The organism is Okeania sp. SIO2B9 (assembly GCF_010672505.1).
GTDB classification, from domain to species: Bacteria; Cyanobacteriota; Cyanobacteriia; order Cyanobacteriales; family Microcoleaceae; genus Okeania; species Okeania hirsuta.
In genome coordinates, this window is the sequence record NZ_JAAHGK010000716.1 from 1 (window position 1) to 3998 (window position 3998).

Sequence of the window (3998 nt, forward strand, 5' to 3'; positions counted from 1 at the left end):
CATTAAATCTTCTACTAATTTCCCGATAATTTCATCATTTACAATCCAATTAACAGGCTTATAATCCGAGAAAAAAATTACTGTGTCTTCTGTACTTTCTTCTTTTTTCATTGATTCTTGATACATATTTTTGAAGACCTTTCTTCTTGATTTTTTGTCCTTGAAATCAATTGATTGTGTATGAAATAGCTATTAATAAAATTAGATTGTTCAGTCTAGTTTGATTGGCCTTGGCTGCTTCTAGGTGATCACCACCACTTTTATAATCCTTAAACATTGCTTCAATTCCCATTCTCTGGCTATATACTTTTTTGACTTTCTCAATCGATGATAAATTTGTCAAAATATACCATTTTTCTGAAACATAGTTGTCGAGATATTTCTGTTTTTTATATACAAGTAAGTTATATATTCCTACCTTCTTGATTTTAGTAATTTTTTGATTTAATAATAGTTGAGCTGTACCAACTTTGACCTTTAATTCTGAGATTTGACAATATTTTTTCCCTCCATGGGAAAAATCCAGATGCTCGCCTGAGTGTTTGACTTCTACTATAGCTTTTTTCAGTTCTGGTAATTGCTTTTTTTGGTTGTAGTAATTTGGTTTGTCTTTTAACTGTGGTAAATGAGAAATTAGAGGACAAGCATTTATAGGACATATGAGCTAAAAAATATATACAATCTCTTGACTAAGAGGAAAAGGCAAAATATTAAGCAGCCTCTCACAAAGTGTTTGCCACAAAAAAAGGGTTTTGCTGCATTTGAAACAATAGCAGCAGCACATATGCTAGAACTAGAATTCACCCAAAAAATTCTGCAAGTTAAGGAACTAGCAAAGCAACAAGGAAAGTGGCCTGATTCATTTCCAAATTTAGACTCGAAATTCTGTCCTAATCGCCTATACATCTACCAAGTTTCTGAAGATGGCACAATGACAATTTCACTAAACAAACAGCCAGAATGGGTAAAAGATACAGACCTACCTTTAACCTATAGCGATCGCACCCCACTGAAGTAGAAAATAGAACTAACTCATTAAGTCACAGATAGATTAAAAGTTGAAGTGCAAAAATTTCTGCAAAATGCAGGGGCAACAACTAGCGACAATGGCAAACATGGACTACAGATAACCTCTGCTGCGGGCAAGCTAAAATCCTACATTCCCATACCTGTCTCCTTAGCAATAGAACAACCTGATGCTCAAGACATAGCTGAGTTAGTGCAACAAGCAACCAAAATGAAAAAATCTAAGCAACAACAAGCAGGAATTATTTTCTATCGCGAACCTCCAGATATTCTCTTCCGAATGCGAATGGCCTAAGTAAGATTGCGCGATCGCTTTATCCTCATTCCCATTCCTCTAACAGCAGTGGAAAAATCACTACGAGAGGAGAAAGAGTCTTCAGGACTTTTAGCTGAGTACACAGAACGCTATTTACTAGGAGCAGACATATTTGATGACCGCAATGCCATCGGTGATACTCTCACATTTTTTGGTAGAGGGGAACTACTACAACGTTTGGAAGAAAATCTACGTCGAGGTCAGGGTATTGGCATTTTTGGTTTGCGCAAGTCTGGGAAAACTTCCTTGTTGTTGCAATTGGGATTTGCAATGCGAGAAAATCCTTTAGTTCATATTGACTTGCAAACTTACGGGAGCAAACCACATTATGGTGCAGAGTTGTTTAATCAAATTTTGTCAAAACTGTTTCAACTAATTGAGTCCCGTTCCGCAAAAATGGTGAGTCACCCTAAATTATTTGAGAGCGATCGCCCTGCTGCCCATCTGACAACAGAATTTACTGAACAGTTGCAAAGTTTGACTCAACAACTCTCTCAACTCGGTTATCAACTTCCCATTCTAATTTTTCTAGATGAAATTGAGCGCATCATTCCCACAGAGACAGATGCAAAGGAGCGAGCGGAGGAGTGCAATGCTTTCTTCGGAGCTTTACGAGCAGTCAGTCAAGAAAAACGTTCTCTTTCCTTACTGGTAGCGGATGTCCATCCAGATATTAATCGCATCAATCAATGGCAGCAATCTAATGTACCTACTAATCCTGTGTTTAACTTTTTCAAGGAAATTTTTGTCGTACCATTTTCTGTGGATGAAACGACTCGAATGTTGACTGATATTGGAAACTTAATGGGAATTACTTTTGACGAAGAAACTCAGAGTGAAATTCATATTAGAAGTGGCGGACATCCCTTTGTATCTCGGCAATTAGCAAGTTTATTGTGCAAGAAAGTAGCAAAAGAGAATGAAAATAATATCCAGTTTGCTGATGCCCAACGTTATTTGAGCAAACCATTCACTTATTCAGGAGTATTAAAAAATTACTGCAAAATATTTGGAGCGACATAGAAAAACGGCAGTTTCACTCAGCAATGGCAATTATTCGGTTGCTTGCTTGCAATGAAAAGCTTGAATCAGGAATTCCATCATCTGGTATACTGAAAAAACTGCAAAATCAATTCACAGAAAGTGAGTGTTTAGATGCTTTGCTGTGATTAGAATCAGTTGGTTTAATTCTAGGGCAAGAGCCAGGAACAGAAGATGAGTATCAAATAAAATTACCGCTTCTGTCTCAATGGTTGCGAATGCAAATGAAACAAGAGGAGGTGCAAGAATGGATAATGGATAATTGATAATTGATAATGGGGAATTGATAATTAATCCCCAAAAGTTGAAATTCTCTGCTTTTAAGGAGAAAAAGAAATAAGATTACTCCTGACTGCTGACCACTTTTTTAAACAATAGGAGCTTTAAGAGTGACAACTTTGGTAAGACCAGATTTTAAACTGCCAATATCAGATACCAGTTACTTTTTTGGGCGAAATGATATTTTGGCAGCTATTGAGCGATCGCCTTTTTCGGTACGCATTTTATTAGGAGGTCATCGTTTGGGAAAAACCAGCTTGTTAAATGAGATTCAACATCGGTTTCTGACCTCTAGCAATTTCGACTATCGAGCATTTCCAGTGTTATTCAACCTCCAACAAGAGCGACCAGAAAGTTTAGACCATCTGCGCTATTTAATGATTGCCCGTCTCCAAGAAGCTTTCGCTGAATATAAAGAAGGCAGGTTATCTAACTGGCGTAAAAGTTACCGTCGTTTACGGCGACAAATTTCGGGAGGAGAGATAAAAAAAGCAGGCATTTCTCTAAAAGTGACTAACCCAGACTACGAACGTCGCTTGATAAATGAAGATTTCCGCCAAGACTTACTAAGAATACTGAAATCTTTGCAAAAGAAAAATTTTGTCGGTGTTTGCTATTTGATAGATGGTGCAGAATTTATTGTGAGTCAGGAATGGGCAAACGATGCTTGGAGTTATCTCCGAGCTTTGAAGGATACTGATACTGCCCTCAAACCATTTGTCGTTTTGATTTTTTCTGGTTATCAAGACTTAAAAGATTATCAACAAAAAGTTGGTTCTCCCCTGCTCAATATTGCTGAAGTAGAATGGTTAGAAGCTTTGAAAGAGGCAGATGTACAACAGCTAATTGCCTACCGCCGTCAAGTTTAAAATATTTTCCTGACTGATGAAGAAATTGAGCAAATAATTGAATGGTCTGGCGGTCATCCCTATTTAATTCAACAATTACTCAACACAATTTTTGATTATAAAAATTCAGATCAATCTTATATAATAGATAGTTTAATGAACAACTTAATTCGTCAATATGATGGAGATTTTTCTGCTTGGTGGGATAACAAAAAAAGAGTTATAGCTTTAGTGCAATTGAGCGATCGGTTTACTTAAAACTGATAGAACAGAGAATGGGAACAACTGAATCTCTAGCTCAATAAATTGACTTAAGTATTGGAGAAATAGCAGACGCTCTTGAGGTATTAGCTGGTACAGGAGTAATTCAAAAAATTGATGATGAGCAGTATAAAATTGGAGCAAAAATATTTGAACAGTGGGTTAAATAGGGTTTGCGTATGGAAAGTATTTTTGCTCTTTGTAGGAGACAGGAGACAGGAGAAATG

The 3998-nt window shown here is 36.8% G+C and carries 6 protein-coding genes; 5 read left to right on the forward strand and 1 reads right to left on the reverse strand.

The window, feature by feature from the left end; all coding sequences use genetic code 11:
* Nucleotides 1-166: 166 nt before the first annotated feature.
* On the reverse strand, nt 167-661 hold the full coding sequence (locus tag F6K13_RS35320; protein ID WP_375340677.1) for a transposase: 495 nt from the start codon (nt 659-661) through the stop codon (nt 167-169).
* 72 nt (nt 662-733) lie between these two features.
* On the opposite strand from F6K13_RS35320, the gene F6K13_RS22145 reads away from it, so the two are divergent.
* The 5 genes from F6K13_RS22145 (at nt 734) to F6K13_RS22165 (ending at nt 3531) form a co-directional block, all read left to right on the forward strand.
* Nucleotides 734-1018: a hypothetical protein gene (locus F6K13_RS22145; protein WP_124143935.1), complete on the forward strand. Its 285-nt coding sequence runs from the start codon at nt 734-736 to the stop codon at nt 1016-1018.
* Nucleotides 1019-1063: 45 nt separating this feature from the next.
* Nucleotides 1064-1321 (forward strand): hypothetical protein, encoded by a 258-nt coding sequence (locus tag F6K13_RS22150; protein WP_124143934.1) that lies wholly within the window; start codon nt 1064-1066, stop codon nt 1319-1321.
* A 6-nt stretch (nt 1322-1327) separates the two neighbouring features.
* Nucleotides 1328-2365 (forward strand): ATP-binding protein, encoded by a 1038-nt coding sequence (locus F6K13_RS22155; protein ID WP_124143933.1) that lies wholly within the window; start codon nt 1328-1330, stop codon nt 2363-2365.
* A 23-nt stretch (nt 2366-2388) separates the two neighbouring features.
* Nucleotides 2389-2511, forward strand: a complete 123-nt coding sequence (locus tag F6K13_RS22160; protein ID WP_287288393.1) for a hypothetical protein — start codon at nt 2389-2391, stop codon at nt 2509-2511.
* A gap of 261 nt (nt 2512-2772) precedes the next feature.
* The gene (locus F6K13_RS22165; RefSeq protein ID WP_205127283.1) at nt 2773-3531 is read left to right on the forward strand and encodes a hypothetical protein; all 759 of its coding nucleotides are present in this window, start codon (nt 2773-2775) and stop codon (nt 3529-3531) included.
* Nucleotides 3532-3998: the final 467 nt, after the last annotated feature.

Bases quoted from the DNA above. Each gene is read 5' to 3' on its own strand.
- F6K13_RS22160 (WP_287288393.1), top strand. From the start codon at position 2,389: ATGGCAATTATTCGGTTGCTTGCTTGCAATGAAAAGCTTGAATCAGGA.